Source organism: uncultured Polaribacter sp. (assembly GCF_947497695.1).
Lineage (GTDB): Bacteria > Bacteroidota > Bacteroidia > Flavobacteriales > Flavobacteriaceae > Polaribacter.
This window is the reverse complement of record NZ_CANMHM010000013.1, coordinates 50,209-66,194: the sequence shown is the minus strand read 5'-3', so window position 1 is coordinate 66,194 and position 15,986 is coordinate 50,209. Positions and strand designations below refer to the sequence as shown.

The following is a 15,986-nucleotide window of genomic DNA, read 5'->3' as shown; positions in this document are numbered from 1 at the left end:
ATAGGTTATTATAATATTGTAAAACCAATTAAAAATACGTGTGTCATCCTGAGCTTGTCGAAGGAACGTTATAGATTCTCAAAAAGTCTTCGACAAGCTCAGACTGACATTACTTAAATTACATTGAAAAAGATAAAAACACAAAATTTCTGAAAAAGAAATTTCACTCGAACGGACATTGTAAATAAAACTCAAAATAGGTTATTATAATATTGTAAAACCAATTAAAAATACGTGTGTCATCCTGAGCTTGTCGAAGGAACGTTATAGATTCTCAAAAAATTCTTCGACAAGCTCAGACTGACATTACTTAAAAAACCGTTTAGAATTTCTAAACGGTTTTAAATTTATCAAAAATAAAATTTTTATCTTCTACTATAATTAGGCGATTCTTTGGTAATCACAACATCATGAGGATGACTTTCGTTTATTCCACTTGCTGTAATTCTAATAAATTGACCTGTTTCTTTTAGTGTTGCCACATCTTTTGCTCCACAATAGCCCATTCCAGCACGTAAACCTCCAATAAATTGATGAATACTTTCAGACAATTCACCTTTATAAGGAACACGACCAACAATACCTTCTGGTACTAATTTTTTAAGATCATCTTCTACATCTTGAAAATACCTGTCTTTAGAACCTTTTTTCATCGCTTCTACAGAACCCATTCCTCTATAAGATTTAAACTTTCTTCCTTCATAAATGATGGTTTCTCCTGGAGATTCTTTTGTACCTGCTAAAAGAGATCCTAACATTACACAATCTGCACCTGCAGCCAATGCTTTAGGGATATCTCCTGTATAACGAATTCCTCCATCTGCAATAACAGGCACTCCACTGCCTTTTATAGCTGCAGCAACCTCTAAAACAGCAGAAAACTGAGGAAAACCTACACCTGCAACAATTCTGGTTGTACAAATAGAACCTGGACCAATACCTACTTTAACTGCATCTGCACCAGCTTCTACTAAATATTTAGCTGCTGAAGCTGTAGCAATATTACCAACAACTACCTCTAATTCTGGAAACTTTGCTTTTACTTGTTTTAATACAGTTACTACTCCTTTTGTATGTCCATGAGCAGTATCTATAATTACTGCATCTACACCTGCATTTACTAAAGCTTCTGCTCTATCTACAGCATCTGGTGTTACACCTAAAGCAGCAGCAACTCTTAATCTACCAAAAGAATCTTTATTTGCAATTGGTTTTTGAGTTACTTTTGTAATATCTCTAAATGTAATTAATCCTTTTAATTTATAGCCTTCATCAACAATTAATAATTTTTCAATTTTATAATTCTGAAGAATTTTTTCTGCATCGTTTAAAGAAGTTCCTTCTGCAGCAGTCACTAAGTTTTCACTAGTCATTACCTCTATAATTGGTCTTACCCCATCATGCTCAAAACGCAAATCTCTATTGGTTACAATTCCTTTTAAGATGCCATTTTCATCAACAATAGGAATTCCTCCAATACCATGTTCTTTCATATTTGCTTTTGCATCAGAAACATTAGCTGTTAAAGGCAAAGTAACAGGGTCTAAAATCATTCCAGATTCTGCACGTTTTACTTTTCTAACTTCCTTTGCTTGTTGAGCAATGGTCATATTTTTATGCAAAACACCAATACCTCCTTCTCTTGCAATGGCAATTGCTAAAGATGATTCTGTAACAGTATCCATTGCAGCAGATGCAATGGGTACATTTATTGTAATGTTTCTAGTAAATTTTGTTTGTATGCTTACTTCTCTTGGAAGTACTTCTGAAAAGGCTGGGACTAATAAAACGTCATCATAAGTTAATCCTTCTCCTAATATTTTGTTGTTGTGTGCTGTCATGTTGCAATTAAGGTATAATTGCGTGCAAATTTACAAATAATATATGAATTTTAAGTGTTAAATTAAAATCAATAAAAATACCCAACGTAAAAGCTGGGTATAATCCAAAAACTTAAACTTTTTTGATGTTTTCAAAAAAGACATCAATAATAATTACTCAACAATAACTTCTTCTTTTTTTTCTGGAAGTAGTTTTGCAGTATAGCTTGGTTTTCCAATATATTTGTTGGCAATTTTTTTAATAAATTTAGCTGAAATATCATTTAGCTTTTCTTCATAATCACTAATATCAACAATTTTTTGTTTTCTGTATATTCTGTTATACATTAAATTGAACCAAAACGAATTATTTTCAAGAGATTTTTTTCTTTTTAAAAGCCAATTTTTCTTAACATTTGCTACTTCTTTTTTGGTAGGGCCTTCTTTTAAAAATTGTTTTAAAACAGCTAAACTTTCCGCTTCTAAAACATCAACATTTTCTGGTGAGCAATTAAAACTTATATCTCCATAAAACCTTTTAAAAGGTTTACTTAAGTAGCTTAAATTTGCGTTAACTGAATAAACGCCCCCTTTTTCTTCTCTAATTTGATTGCGTAATCTTGTTTTAAAAATCTGTGCAAATATTTTAATTGCATCTACTTCTTTTCTATTACTTTTTGCTTCTGTAATAAAAGACATGATTAAAGTTGCCTTGTCTTCTATGCCTTTATGAACTATTATTTCCTCTCCTTTAGGTATATTTTTATAGGTTGTTAAAACATAGTCTTCTTTCTCCTCTGAACTTGGCAAGGACCCTAGATACATCTCAGCATATTTTTTTAACTCAGCTTCATCAAAATCTCCAATAAAGAAAAAGTTAAAATCTCCAGCATTTTTAAATCTTTCTGTATATTTTTCATAAATATCATCATAAGAAACAGAATCTAACAATCTTTCTAAATTGTTGTTCTCATTCATATTTATGTACCTTGGATTCCCTTTTTGGGTAACTTTTGCAATTTCTGAAGAAAATAAAGAAGAAGGCTTTAATTTTCTATTCTTTGTCATTACCTTTATTTTGTCTTTAAAAGAGGCATACATTTTCTCGTCTTTGTTAACACTGGTAAAGTTTAAATAAATCAATTTAAATAGTGTTTCAAAATCTTTTGCTCTAGCAGAACCTCTTAATCCTTCATAATAAGTAGACACATTGGTAGAAACTCTTACCTTTTTACCTGCCAATACTTTTTGCAATTCATGACTTTTATAGCCTCCAATACCTGTTACTGTTGCTAAAGACATTAACTGGCCAACTGCCAAGTAATCTTTATCAGAAAGTAAAGAAGTACCGCCAAAACTAAATGCTTTAAAACGAATTGATTCTTTATCAAAATCTGTTTTTTTATAATATACTTTAACTCCATTGCTTAAAAGCATCTCTTTAATGTCATAAAGATGATTTTGCTCTGAAACAATAGTCCCTTTAGGTCTTAAGTTTTTAATGATTTGATTGTCTAGCTTTTTAGGAACGTACTTTTCTATATCTGTATTTAATGTTGCTTTCTTAATAGTTGCCAATAATTCTTTTTCAGTAGGCAAAACCAAATCTTCTTTTTCTGGTGCTGTTAAAACTAAAACACGGTTATCTTTATGATAATAAAAATCGAATTGTGCATTTATTTCTTCTAAAGTAATTTGTGGTATAACTGTTTTGTAAAAATTATAACGCCAATTTTTATCATACAATACCCAACTATTATCAAACTCACTTGCTAAAAGACCTAAATAACTAGAGGAATACCAATCGTCTTTGTTTTCCAAAAATGTTTCGTTACTAGCCAACATATTTTTTTTAACTTCTGCTAACTCGTCTTTAGTAAACCCAAATCTTTTAACACGCTCTAACTCTTTAATCATAGCTTCCAAAGCCTGATGAATACCTGCTTCACTAGAAGACGCACCTATAGAAAATTTTTGGTGATAACTGCTTAAAGTACCTCCTACTCCTGCACCAGCTCCAATAAAAGGAGGGGTATCACTAACAGACAACTCATTTAGTCTTTTGTTTAGCATAGAACTCATCATCCCTTTTACAAAACCTTCTTTTTGATGTCTCATCAAGGCTTTTTCTTTCTTATTTGGATTTATATTAATAAAATCTAGAGAGATGCCTGTTGTTGTTTTTTCTGGATCAGTAACAATTTTTACACGTGTTTTTTTATGATAAGGTACACTATCATAAGCAAACAAGGTTTTTTCATTTTCTGGATTTACCAATTTAGAAAAGTGTTTCTTTATTTTTTTTTCTGCATAAGCAGGATCAATATCCCCAGAAATAATGATACCCATTAAATTAGGGCGATACCAATCATTATAAAAACGACGAATGTGTTTTGTATCAAAATTCTTAATATTTTCAAGTTTTTCATCAGAGAAATATCTTAACTGTGGCATGCCCTCATACATAAATTCAGCCACCTCTGTTCCTACTCTATTTCCACTACCCAATCTTGCTCTAAATTCTTCTAAAACAACTGGTCTTTCAGCATTAATTGCTTCGTCTTTTAAACTCATATTATGTGCCCAGTCTTCTAAGATTTGAAATGCTTTGTTTACCTTTTTTAAGTTAGAACTAGGTACTTTTAGTTTGTAAACTGTTTCTTCAAAACCTGTATGAGCATTTAAATCTGCACCAAAGGTCATACCAATACTTTCTAGGTATTTTATCAGTTTATCTTTCTTAAAATTCTTAGTTCCATTAAAGCCCATGTGTTCTAGTAAATGAGCTAAACCTTGTTGGTTATCATCTTCTTGCAAATGACCAACTTTAACCACCAAACGCATGTTAATTTCGTTTTTTGGTCTGTTGTTTTCTTTTATGTAATATTTAAGTCCGTTTTGTAATTCGCCACGAATTGCAGTGGTATCTTTAGGTATTTCACTTTCTAAATCGTAAGTTATAGTTTTGTTTTCTTGAGAAAATAAAAGTGTAGAAGTGCAAAGTACTAATAATGCAAAAATTTTTTTCATAGTATTTTTTTTTGCAATTTATTATTTTAGATTTAAATACCAACAGATTTATCTGTTTAACATGTGTCTAAATACAAAATAAAGTGGCACAATTTTAACTGCTAAAATTCTATCTAAACAATAAATTTTAATAAATATAAACTTAACTAACTGTAAGTCAATTTATAAAAAAATTATTCTTATTTGTTCTAAATAAACTTTGTTTTTCTTTTGTTGGTTCGTATATTTGCACCCGAAAATAATTTATTTATAATAAATCTAAATAAAATGAAGAAAGGTTTCATCATCATAACAACCTTATTTACAGTAGCAATAGCTGCTCAAAAGCAACAATCAAAAGAAGAAAAGAGAGGTTTAGATTCTATACAAAAATTAGACGAAGTAATTATTTCGTCTAAAGCAATTTTTGGTAATAAATATATGGCAAAAAACAGAACAGGCTCTGCATATTATTTATCTCCAAAAGAACTCCAAAAATTTAGTTTTACAGATGTAAATAGAGCTTTAAGAAGTGTTCCTGGAGTAACTATTTATGAAGAAGATGGTTTTGGATTAAGACCAAACATTAGTTTAAGAGGTACATCTCCAGAAAGAAGTTCTAAAATTACCTTAATGGAAGATGGCGTTTTAATTGCTCCTGCTCCTTACAGCGCTTCTGCTGCTTATTATTTTCCTACAATTGCAAGAATGGAAGCTGTAGAAGTTTTAAAAGGTAGTAGCCAAGTACAGTATGGCCCTTTTACAACTGGTGGTGCAATTAATATGATATCTGCTCAAATACCAACTAAGTTTGGAGGAAAAATTAGAGCAAGTTATGGTAGTTTTAACTCCAATCAATTACACGCAAAAATTGGTGGAGGAAATAAAACAATTGGCTATGTTGTAGAGTATTTGAATTATGCCTCTGATGGTTTTAAGACTTTACCAAGTGGAAAAAATACTGGTTTTAATAAGAATGATGTTGTTGCAAAAATTGCTGTCAATATATTTCCAAATGCTACTATAAAACAATCTTTAGAGTTTAAGTTTCAATATGCAGATGAAGATGGTAATGAAACGTATTTGGGTTTGGCAGAAGATGATTTTAATACAAATCCTTTTGCTAGATATGCTGCTTCAAACGAAGACAGAATGACAACAAAGCATACTCAATATATGATAACGCATCATTTAAATTTTTCTAAAGATTTTAGGATTTCTACAACTGCTTATCAAAATAATTTTGCTAGAAATTGGTATAAATTAAATGATGTTACTTTTAATGGAGATAAACAATCTATTGCCAATGTATTAGAAAACCCTAATAGCTTATCAAATCACTTTTCTATTGTAAATGGAAGTGTTAATTCTGGTAATGATGCTTTAGGTGTAAAGGCTAATAATAGAAACTATTTATCTCAAGGTATTCAATCTAAATTAGATTATCATTGGTATAAAGGAGATAGTTTTCATGATTTAGAAATTGGGGTTCGTTATCATTATGATGATGAAGATCGGTTTCAATGGGTAGATCAATTTAGTATTTCTAATACAGGTATTTTAAATTTAACTACTGCAGGAATTGCGGGTACAGATGCCAATAGAATTACTAGTGCTAATGCTTTTGCAACTTTTTTAACGTATAAATTAAAATATCAAAATTGGACTTTTACTCCTGGTGTTAGATATGAGAACATTACTTTAAAAAGAGAAGATTTTGGTAAAAATGATGTTTTAAGAACAGGTGTAAATTTAACAGAAAGAGAAAATTCTGTTAATGTTTTTATCCCTGGAATGGGAGCTAATTACAAGTTTGATAACTATTTTTCTTTATTTGGTGGTATTCACAAAGGTTTTTCTCCTCCAGGAAACCAAGATGGTCAAAAACCAGAAGAAAGTATCAATTATGAATTAGGAACACGTTTTGATTTAGGAGGAATTAAAGGAGAATTTGTTGGTTTCTTTAACGATTATTCAAATCTTTTAGGTAGTGATTTAGCTGCAACTGGTGGTACAGGTTCTTTAGATCAATTTAATGCAGGGGAAGTAAATGTTAGTGGAATTGAAGTATTGTTAAACTATAATTTTGCTAAAAAAGAATCTAAATTTTCTTTACCAATTTCATTGGGATATACGTTTACAAACACAGAATTTCAGAATAGTTTTGGTAGTTCTGATAGTTTATGGGGTACAGTTACTGCAGGAGATGAATTGCCTTACATACCTAAACATCAATTCAATGCAGCATTTTCTTTAGAACATAAAAATTTTGAAATTAACTTAAATGGTCGTTTTAATGGGGAATTTAGAACCTTGGCAGGAAAAGGAAATATTCCAAATAACGAAAAAGTAGCCAGTAATTTTATTGTAGATCTTTCTGTAAAATATTTTGTAAATAAACAGTTAAGCCTTACAACCAATATTATAAACTTATTAGACAACACTTATGCCGCTTCTAGAGTACCTGCAGGTTTAAGACCTGGACACCCTTTTGGAATTTATGGTGGTTTGGAATTTAGATTCTAGGTGTAAATAATTTTAAAATAAACAATTTAATTTCACAAAAAGGACATAATTATTAACGTTCTTTTTGTGAAATTAAATTCAAATAACAGTATTACAATAAAAACCCATCTAATTTTGATGGGTTTTTAATTAAACGGTTTTAATTCTAAGTTAGTTCACATTAGAACCAATATTGCCTTGGGCAACAATAGTACTTAATTCTGCTACACTTAAATGAACATTAATATATCCATTATATGTTAAAATATCATCATAGGTAAAAGCAGTTTCATCATCCAATTTCTCTATTTGTGTTGCACTCATCCCTAAATTTCCATCAACAGGAGTAAAAGTTACAGCAATACCACCACCAGTTGCAGCATCATTTTTATGAATATGTGCAGGATGAACTCCATCTGCAGGTGTATTCTGTATGTCTAAAATTGCCAATGCACTACCATCTACTCTTTTGAAAAAAGTAGCAGTCCCAGAAATAATTGCAACATCTTTACTTGCTAAAATGTAAGCTTTAGATTCACCTGTTAAATCGTTTTGTCCAATATCTCCCTGTGCAACAATTGTACTTAACTCAGTAGCACTTAAATGTACATTAATATAGGCGTCTAATCCTTCAATATCTGAATATCCAAAAGCACTACCACTATCAAGAGCAGATAAATTTGTTTCGCTCATTCCAGTGTCTCCGTTAACAGGCGTAAAAGAAACTAAAATCCCACCTCCTTCAGCAGCTGTGTTAGCATGGATGTGTGCAGGATGAGAACCCCCATCAGGCGTATTACTTAATGAGATTATAGCCAAAGCCTCACCATTTATTCTTTCTGCAAAAGTTACGTTACCAGAAATATCTGCTACAGCTTTTGCCCCTAAATCATACGTTTTAGTCATACCTGTTAAATCATTTTGTCCAATATCTCCCTGTGCAACAATTGTACTTAATTCTGTTGCACTTAAGTGAACATTGATGTAACCATCAAAAGCTATTAAATCGTCATAAGATACTACTGTACCATCATCTAAAGCAGAAACAGTTATCTCACTTTTACCAGTTGTACCATTAACAGGTGTTAAACTTAAAGCAATACCTCCACCTTCTGCAGCTGTATTTAAATGGATGTGAGCTGGATGTAAACCACCTGAAGGTGTTCCTTGAATGTCTAAACTAATTGTTGTAGTGGTATCTGAATTTTCTGTAAAAGTTGCTGTTCCAGAAATAGTTGATACTGCCTTCGAACCTAAATCGTAGGTTACAGATTTTCCTGACGATTTAATTTCTAATGTTTCTTCCTTATCACAACTTGCAAATAAGAAAAGAAGCGTAAATAATGCTAAAATTGAATTTAAATTTTTCATTTGTGTTTTGTTTAATTATTATTATGTAAAATTAAACAATTTTAAAATCAAAAAGGAGGTTGTAAATTGTTTTAACAAATGTTTAGTAGTTCCTAAAATTTAAAAAAAGATTTTTCATTTAGCTGAAATTAGTGTAAATTATAGTTTAATTCATATTATAAGTTAAATAAATACCTCTAAAGCCTTATTGTAAGCACTCTCAAAACTCATGGGTTTTAAGTTAGTCTCTGCTTTTTGTGTAGTAAAATAACTCAATAATTTTTCGGTAGGCATATTGCCTGTCAATTCGTCTTTTGCCATTGGGCAACCTCCATAACCTTTAATTGCTCCATCGAAACGCAAACAACCTGCTTTGTAGGCTGCATCTACTTTTTCGTGCCATTTATCTGGAGTTGTATGTAAATGTGCACCAAACTCAATGTCTTTATAATGAGATATTAAATTAGAAAATAGATAATCAATATTTGCTGGTGTAGAACTACCAATAGTATCTGACAATGATAAAATATTTACGCCCATTTTAGACAATTTTTCTGTCCACTCACTTACTATATCAACATTCCAAGGATCTCCATAAGGATTTCCAAAACCCATAGACAAATACGCAACTACTTCTTTTTTAGTTTTATCTGCAATATTTAAAATATTATCTAGAGTTGTTATAGATTCGTCTATTGTTTTATGCGTATTTCGCATTTGAAAATTTTCTGAAATTGAAAAAGGATACCCCAAATAGTCTATTTCTTCAAACTGAGTAGCATCATTGGCACCTCTTGTGTTAGCCACAATTGCTAATAATTTACTAGTTGTTTTAGACAAATCTAATTTTGATAAAACTGCTGCTGTATCTCTCATTTGTGGAATTGCTTTTGGAGAAACAAAACTGCCAAAATCTATAGTATCAAAACCTACTTTTAATAGCGAATTGATGTACAAAGCCTTTTTTTCTGTGGATATAAAATGACTTTTAATTCCTTGCATTGCATCTCTGGGACATTCTATGATTTTTACCTTTTTCATCGAATCCAAAGATAAAAATTAAACAGAACTAGCACTACTTTTTTATTGATAATTCAAGTTAAAATCGTTCATTCTGTTTGCTTTTATTTTGCCACGAATGCACGAATAAAAATAAGAATTGAATAATCACAAATAAAAATTTATAGATTTTTTATATTTCAATTACTGCTATTTATTTTTTTTGACCTCAAAAAAGAAAAATTAGTGGCTTTTCTTTTTATAAAGTATAATACAACTCTGATTTATAATTGCTTGCTTTTTGCTACATTCGTTATCTGTATGACAACTTCTAAAAAAATACTTCCCATTATTATTATTTCTCAATTTTGCTGTACCTCTTTATGGTTTGCAAGTAATGGTATAATGACAGATTTAATAAAAAGTTTTAATTTAGAAGAAATGGCTCTAAGCTATTTAACATCTTCTGTACAATTTGGTTTTATTATTGGAACTTTAAGTTTTGCTTTATTTACTATTGCAGATCGTTTTGCTCCGTCTAAAGTTTTCTTTTTTTGTGCCATTTTAGGGGCATTTTTTAATGCACGTTTAATCTTCGAGAATCAAACTTTTTTAACGTTAATTGGCATGCGTTTTTTAACTGGCTTTTTCTTGGCAGGTATTTATCCTATTGGGATGAAAATTGCTACAGATTATTTTGATAAAGGTTTAGGAAAATCTTTAGGTTATTTAGTTGGTGCGTTGGTTTTAGGTACTGCCTTGCCTCATTTATTAAAAGATATATTACAAGGTTTTTCATGGAAAACTATTATCATTACTATTTCTGTATTAGCTGTTTTTGGAGGCTTATTAATGTTACTCTTTGTGCCCAATGGACCTTATAGAAAAGCAAGTAAAAAATTAGATATTACTCTTTGTTTTTCTATCTTTAAAAACAATAATTTTAGAAAAGCGGCTTTTGGTTATTTTGGACACATGTGGGAGTTGTATGCCTTTTGGACTTTTGTACCCATTATCTTAAAAATCTACACAAATTTACATCCTAATAGTAGTATAAACATTGCTTTAACCTCCTTTTTTATTATTGCTATTGGTAGTTTATCTTGTGTTTTAAGTGGCTATTTATCAGAAAAAATTGGGGCAGAAAAAATAGCTTTTTTAGCTTTACTACTCTCTTGTATTTGCTGTCTTATTTCTCCTTTGATGTTTTTAATAGAAAATCAACATATTTTTATTACTTATTTACTTTTTTGGGGAATGGTTGTAATTGCAGATTCCCCGCTATTTTCTACGTTAGTTGCACAAAGTATAGAAGCCAAAAATAAAGGCACTGCTTTAACTATTGTAAATTGCATTGGTTTTGCAATTACAATTGTAAGCATAGAAATTATTAGTAATCTTAACAATACAACTACTATTAATTACACTTATTTAATATTGGCAATTGGCCCTGTTTTAGGTTTGATTACCTTTTCTGATAAAATAAGAAAACAAAAAATATAATTCAATTTTTATATTAAAAACGATGTTAAAATTGATAATTCTACAAAATTATTTTTTACATCGCCAATTCATTAAATAATACTGTTTTTTATTCCGATATTTGTATTTATAATCTTACTCTTTTTAATAGTAAATAATGATAGACAATGCTACTTTAAATACTTTACACAAATCACTTTCTGGTGATGTTCTTTTTGATAATTTACACAAAACTTTATATGCTACAGATGCTTCTGTATATCGTAAAATTCCTTTAGCAGTTGCTTTTCCAAAGGATGAAAAAGACATTAAAACCTTAATTGCTTTTGCTACAAAAAACAACATCACTTTAATACCAAGAACTGCTGGTACATCTTTAGCAGGACAATGTGTTGGAGATGGTATTGTAGTAGATGTTTCTAAACATTTTACCAATATTATTTCTTTTGATGAAAAAGAAAAAACAATTACACTACAACCAGGTATTGTTAGAGATTCTTTAAACGTCTATTTAAAACAATATGGGTTGTTTTTTGGACCAAACACCTCAACATCTAACAGATGTATGATTGGTGGAATGGTGGGTAATAATTCTTCTGGAAGTACTTCTATAAAATACGGAGTTACACGTGATAAAGTCATCCAAATTGATGCTATTTTAAGTGATGGCTCTACCGCTATTTTTAAGGAAATTTCATCAGCAGATTTTATCAAAAAAACAAAAGAAAATACCCAAGAAGGTAAAATTTACAAGGCTATTTTTGACGAACTTTCTGTCGTTGAAAATCAGCAAGAAATAAAAAATGAATTTCCTAAAGAAACCATCCATAGAAGATGTACAGGTTATGCTGTTGATGAGTTTTTAACTTCCGATTTATTTGGAGGAACTTCTCCAACAATAAACGTTGCAAAATTATTGTCTGGTAGTGAAGGAACTTTAGCATTTTCAACCTCAATTACATTGCAGTTAGACGATGTTGCTCCTAAAGAAAGCATCATGGTTTGTACACATTTTAAAAGTATTAACGAAAGTTTAAAAGCAACGCTAATTTCTATGAATCATAATTTATACAATTGTGAATTGATGGATAAAACCATTTTAGATTGTACTAAAAACCATCCAGATTTAGCAAAAAACAGGTTCTTTTTACAAGGCGATCCAGAAGCTGTTTTAATGTTAGAAGTTGCTGCAAATACTATTGAAGAAACAGAAGTTTTAGCAGACAAATTAATAGCTGACTTAGAAAAAAACAACTTTGGTTATCATCATCCTAAAGTATATGGAAGTGATATTGCAAAAGTGCATTATTTAAGAAAAGCTGGTTTGGGTGCTTTGGCAAATATTGTTGGCGATAAAAAAGCAGTAGCCTGTATAGAAGACACTGCAGTGGCTTTAGAAGATTTGCCAAATTATATTGAAGAGTTTACCCAAATTATGGCAAAATATCAGCAAAATGCAGTGTATTATGCACATGCAGGAGCTGGAGAATTGCATTTACGTCCGATTTTAAATATCAAAAAAAAGGAAGATGTTGTACTATTTAGAAAAATTACGACAGAAACTGCTCAGTTAGTCAAAAAATACAAAGGTTCTTTTTCTGGAGAACATGGAGATGGAATTGTACGTGCAGAATTTATTCCTTTAATGATTGGTGATAAAAACTATCAATTATTAAGAAGAATTAAAAAAGCTTTTGACCCAAACAACGTTTTTAATCAAGGTAAAATTACTGATGCTTTTGCGATGGATGAAAGCCTACGTTATGAAGTTGATAGAAAAGAACCTGTTATTAAAACGCTGCAAGATTTTTCTGAAAGTGAGGGCATTTTAAAATTGGCAGAAAAATGCAACGGTTCTGGAGATTGTAGAAAACCTGTAGAAGCTGGAGGAACGATGTGTCCAAGCTACAGAGCTACAAAAGACGAAAAAGATACCACAAGAGCAAGAGCAAATATGTTGCGTGATGTTTTAACCAACAATGCTGCTGCAAATAAATTTGATTCTAAAGAATTAAAACAAGTGTTAGACCTTTGTCTGTCTTGTAAAGCTTGTGCTACAGAATGCCCAAGTAATGTAGATATTGCTACTATGAAAGCTGAGTTTTTATACCAATATCAAGAAACAAATGGCTATACTTTTAGAAGTAGAATGTTTGCCAATAATGCAAAATATAACAAATTAGGTGCTTTATTACCTTCAATTACCAACTTTGTAACCAATACAAACATAACAAAGAAAATTTTAGGAGTTGCTGTAGAAAGAACAGTACCAAAATTAGCGAAACAGACGTTGAGTAGCTGGTTAAAGAAAAATCCTACAAAGAAGTCTAAAAAAGCAGTGTATTTGTTTAATGATGAATTTACCAACTTTTACGATGCAGAAATAGGAAAAGATGCTGTAATTTTATTAGAAAAATTAGGCTATGAAGTCAAAAACATCAAACATGATGAAAGTGGAAGAAGTCATATTTCTAAAGGATTTTTAAAAGAAGCAAAAGCTATTTGTAATAATAATATTTCAATTTTTAAAGATTTAATTACTGATAAAACTCCGTTAATTGGTGTAGAACCTTCAGCAATTTTAACTTTTAGAGATGAATATATTCGTTTAGCTGATGATAAAACATCCGCAGAAAAAATTGCAAAAAACAGTTTTACATTCGAAGAATTTTTGGCAAACGAATTAGAAAAAGGGAATATTGATAAAAGTCTTTTTACATCAGAAGCTAAAACACTTAAAATTCATGGGCATTGCCATCAAAAGGCATTATCTGGTACTCATGCCAGCTTTACTATTTTAAACATTCCAAAAAATTATGGGGTAACGATTATGAATACTGGTTGTTGTGGAATGGCAGGTTCTTTTGGTTATGAAAAAGAGCATTATAAAGTATCTATGCAAGTTGGTGAGGATACATTGTTTCCTAAAATTAGAAATTGTAGTGAAGACACAGAAATTGCTGCTGCAGGAACCAGTTGTAGACATCAAATTTTTGACGGAACAAAACGTGTTGCAAAGCATCCTATTACATTGTTAAAAGAAGCACTTATTTAGTATTGAGTTTTCAGTTGCAGTTTTCAGTCAAAATAACCTTTTTTAAATTATGAGTAAAAATCAAAAATATAAAGCAGCTGAAAATCGCTATGAAAAAATGAACTACAGAAGAACAGGAAATAGCGGTTTGCTTTTGCCTGAACTTTCTTTAGGCTTATGGCATAATTTTGGGGCAAAAGACGATTTTGAAAACTCAAGAGACTTAATAAAATGTGCTTTTGATAACGGAATTACACATTTTGACTTGGCAAATAATTATGGACCTCCTCCAGGTTCTGCAGAGAAAACTTTTGGGAAAATCTTAAAAAAAGATTTTAAAAAATATAGAGATGAAATGATCATCTCTAACAAAGCTGGTTATACAATGTGGCCTGGACCTTATGGCGATTTTGGTTCTAAAAAATATTTAGTAGCAAGTTTAGACCAGAGTTTACATAGAATGGGTTTAGAGTATGTTGATATATTTTATCATCATAGACCAGATTATGACACACCTTTAGAAGAAACCATGAGTACTTTAGATTTAATGGTTCGTCAAGGAAAAGCCTTGTATGTTGGCTTGTCTAATTATCAACCAAAAGAGGCTGAAAAAGCTTTTAAAATATTAAAAGACTTAGGAACTCCGTGTTTAATTCATCAACCAAGATATAGTTTATTTGATCGTTGGGTAGAAAATGGATTGTTAGATTTGTTAGAGAAACAAAAAGTAGGTGCTATTTGTTTTTCTCCTTTAGCACAAGGAATGTTAACCGATAAATATTTAAAAGGATTACCCAAAAACTCAAGAGCCTTAAATGATAGTCCGTTTTTAAACAAAGAAACTGTTTTAGAAATGATGCCTAAAATTATTGCTTTGAATGAAATTGCTAAAAATAGAAACCAAACGTTAGCTCAAATGGCAATTTCTTGGATTTTAAAGGATGATAGAATTACCTCTGTTTTAATTGGTGCCAGCAAAACAAGTCAGATTTTAGATAGTGTTAAGGCTATTGAAAATGTTGTTTTTTCTGAAGAGGAATTAAAGAAGATTGATGTGGTTTTGAGATAGAAAACTTTTATGATAATCGGTAAAGTAACATAAAACAATAAAAACGTAAAATAAAAAATGAAAAAAATCACATTATTACTATTCGTATTTATAGTATCAGTTAATTTAAATGCTCAAAATAATACAGAAATTAAAAACTCGATTCGGATTAACGGACTTGCATTATTTACTGGTTTTTATGAATTGCAATACGAGAGAATTATAAGTGAAAAAAATTCAATAAAAATTGGATTTGGAACAGGAACACTTAGAGATGTTTCTGGAAACGATGCTGATAAAGATTTTGAAGAAGCTTTTGGTACAAACTCATTTAACAACAATAACATACGTATTGTTAAAGGCTTTACTATTAATGCAGATTATAGATATTTTTTCAGTCATTTACCAATTCCAAAAGGATTATATGTGAGTGCTGGAATTCAATACTTGAAATTAAACGATAAATACTCTTATACGAATAGTTTAAATCAGCCTGATGCTATTATTAATAATGACTATTCTATTTTCAATATTAGAGGACTGTTTGGATACCAATTTATAATAGCAAAAAAAATAATTTTAAATCCTTATTTAGGTGCTGGAATTACATTAGGTAGTGTTGATGAAAATAATAGTCGTGTTGATGCATTTGGAACAGGATTTTCAATCAACGGAGGAATTGATATTGGAATTGGATTTTAAAATAACGTTGCACAGCAAAGAACTAATCTAAAAAAAA

The 15,986-nt window shown here is 30.4% G+C and carries 9 protein-coding genes; 5 read left to right on the top strand and 4 right to left on the bottom strand.

Going from position 1 to position 15,986, the window contains the following annotated elements; translation table 11 throughout:
* Positions 1-365: 365 nt before the first annotated feature.
* Both guaB and Q0731_RS11480 read right to left on the bottom strand, forming a co-directional pair.
* Positions 366-1,841, bottom strand: coding sequence for an IMP dehydrogenase (guaB, locus tag Q0731_RS11485; protein ID WP_299064206.1), 1,476 nt, complete (start codon positions 1,839-1,841; stop codon positions 366-368).
* A 153-nt stretch (positions 1,842-1,994) separates the two neighbouring features.
* Positions 1,995-4,850 carry an insulinase family protein gene (locus tag Q0731_RS11480; RefSeq protein WP_299064204.1) on the bottom strand — a complete coding sequence of 952 codons (2,856 nt, stop codon included), beginning with the start codon at positions 4,848-4,850 and terminating at the stop codon, positions 1,995-1,997.
* A gap of 267 nt (positions 4,851-5,117) precedes the next feature.
* Here Q0731_RS11480 and Q0731_RS11475 point away from each other — a divergent pair, with 267 nt between their 5' ends.
* Positions 5,118-7,355: a TonB-dependent receptor gene (locus Q0731_RS11475; protein ID WP_299064202.1), complete on the top strand. Its 2,238-nt coding sequence runs from the start codon at positions 5,118-5,120 to the stop codon at positions 7,353-7,355.
* Between the two features lie 150 nt (positions 7,356-7,505).
* Here Q0731_RS11475 and Q0731_RS11470 read toward each other — a convergent pair whose 3' ends face one another.
* Both Q0731_RS11470 and Q0731_RS11465 read right to left on the bottom strand, forming a co-directional pair.
* On the bottom strand, positions 7,506-8,705 hold the full coding sequence (locus tag Q0731_RS11470; RefSeq protein ID WP_299064200.1) for a CHRD domain-containing protein: 1,200 nt from the start codon (positions 8,703-8,705) through the stop codon (positions 7,506-7,508).
* Positions 8,706-8,867: 162 nt separating this feature from the next.
* Positions 8,868-9,725, bottom strand: coding sequence for a hydroxymethylglutaryl-CoA lyase (locus Q0731_RS11465; protein WP_299064198.1), 858 nt, complete (start codon positions 9,723-9,725; stop codon positions 8,868-8,870).
* A gap of 279 nt (positions 9,726-10,004) precedes the next feature.
* Here Q0731_RS11465 and Q0731_RS11460 point away from each other — a divergent pair, with 279 nt between their 5' ends.
* The 4 genes from Q0731_RS11460 to Q0731_RS11445 all read left to right on the top strand — a co-directional run bounded on the left by Q0731_RS11460 (position 10,005) and on the right by Q0731_RS11445 (position 15,949).
* A complete protein-coding gene (locus Q0731_RS11460) occupies positions 10,005-11,186 on the top strand; it encodes an MFS transporter (protein ID WP_299064196.1) in 1,182 nt (393 codons plus the stop codon).
* Positions 11,187-11,322: 136 nt separating this feature from the next.
* Positions 11,323-14,220: an FAD-binding and (Fe-S)-binding domain-containing protein gene (locus tag Q0731_RS11455; RefSeq protein WP_299064194.1), complete on the top strand. Its 2,898-nt coding sequence runs from the start codon at positions 11,323-11,325 to the stop codon at positions 14,218-14,220.
* 49 nt (positions 14,221-14,269) lie between these two features.
* Entirely contained in the window at positions 14,270-15,268 is a 999-nt protein-coding gene (locus Q0731_RS11450) for an aldo/keto reductase (protein ID WP_299064192.1), read from the top strand.
* Between the two features lie 57 nt (positions 15,269-15,325).
* Entirely contained in the window at positions 15,326-15,949 is a 624-nt protein-coding gene (locus tag Q0731_RS11445; RefSeq protein ID WP_299064190.1) for an outer membrane beta-barrel protein, read from the top strand.
* Positions 15,950-15,986: the final 37 nt, after the last annotated feature.